This window comes from Bartonella sp. CR84HXZ, from assembly GCF_042194535.1.
Lineage (GTDB): Bacteria > Pseudomonadota > Alphaproteobacteria > Rhizobiales > Rhizobiaceae > Bartonella > Bartonella grahamii.
The window spans coordinates 1-1,359 of the sequence record NZ_JBHIMY010000077.1 but is presented as its reverse complement, the minus strand read 5'-3'; the positions used below and the strand labels follow the sequence as shown (position 1 = coordinate 1,359).

Genomic DNA, 1,359 nt, shown 5'->3' with positions numbered 1-1,359 from the left:
GATCAATTTTATTGAAAAGTTGCGTGAACACTGTAAAGTCCATGGAATTCCTCTTTAACGAATTTTCAACTTTTTATCACCTTGAAACATAGATACATGCTAAACGCGTTATTTGCATTTATACATTACCTAAGTATTTGCATTACGATATCTTGGCTTTGATAAAATCTTTGTGCCTCTCTGAATTGTTCGGATAGTACTGAACCTTCTACATTGGCTTTTGTTTTTATCGTATGGTAGGCATCCCTTTTTTTTCATGGTCAAAAATTTTCATATCAAGTTCGCGTCTTTTCCTTTTGATAAGTGATTGCTCAGCATTACGTAAATGCGCTACCATTTCCATCTTTATAAATTCATTTTGGATCATGGTTAACGAACCATCGATATGTGCTTGAAGATCTGCAATGTCTTTCAGGTTTTCTTTTGTTTTAATTTCATCTAATAGATGTTGGAGGTATTTAAAACGATTTTCTACGTTTTCAAAAGTTTCTAAACTTACAGCTTTATCTAGTATCGATGCAAATTGTAAACGCCTTGAAATAGCTTTGCTCATTTGATCAAAAGTCCCAGAAATTTTGTTTTCTTCCTCTAATACCTTTTGATATGATTCCCTTGAAAGCTTGTCACTCTTATAGAGCGATTCTGGCTCTTTGAGAAAAAAACTAGAAAAGTCTATTTTCTGAGGTGCAGTTTTCTGACCCTTTGTTATAGCTTGATAGGCTTTTTCTGTTTGCAAAAGTTGTTTTTTTTTCAACTCAAGCTGTTTTTTTAAGAGCTCAATAATTTCCCCTTTTTTTAATAGATTAATAATCTCTAGATATTCTGCAGGTGGAGCAGATACAAAAGTTGATTTAGGTACCTGAGTTGTGGGAGATACTGGAGTTGTGTTAGATGGCTTAGAGCCACTAGGTTTGGACGGTATGCGATTTCTCATCGTTCCCAAAGTAGAAAGATCGATTTTAACATCGGGTGGAAGTGCAGGTGGTGGATTATAGCCTTTTGGTGGTTTTTTTGGTCTATAATCTTTGCTTGTACTGAGACCTCCTGACCCCATACCAGGAATTATAGTAATACGGCTATGAGCTCCTCCTTGCTTAGTAACAGTGTCACTTCTTACTAAGTTTGTTGTTCCAAGAAACGCACTAATTGCTATGATAATAATCAGCTTTTGCATATTTTATTCCTTTTAATTTTCACATATTTAGAAAGACTGACTATTTTTAGAAAGACTGACCATTATATTATTAACTTCATAAATCAGTTTATGAGATTCCGTTGTCTCCTCGCTTGATTTCGTCAGGGATTGTTTTATTAATAGGCACACGGTTCCTATCATTGGGCTGTTTGAGCTTTGGTGCT

Annotated in this window: 1 protein-coding gene and 1 pseudogene; both read right to left on the bottom strand. The window is 34.8% G+C overall.

Going from position 1 to position 1,359, the window contains the following annotated elements; genetic code table 11:
• Positions 1-226: 226 nt before the first annotated feature.
• A complete protein-coding gene (locus tag ACFIKD_RS09405; RefSeq protein ID WP_375647900.1) occupies positions 227-1,174 on the bottom strand; it encodes a type IV secretion system protein in 948 nt (315 codons plus the stop codon).
• Between the two features lie 88 nt (positions 1,175-1,262).
• Positions 1,263-1,359: pseudogene (locus tag ACFIKD_RS09400) on the bottom strand (TrwH protein); the annotation flags it as partial.

Coding starts and splice junctions, on each gene's coding strand:
- ACFIKD_RS09405 (WP_375647900.1), bottom strand. CDS start 1,174: ATGCAAAAGCTGATTATTATCATAGCAATTAGTGCGTTTCTTGGAACA.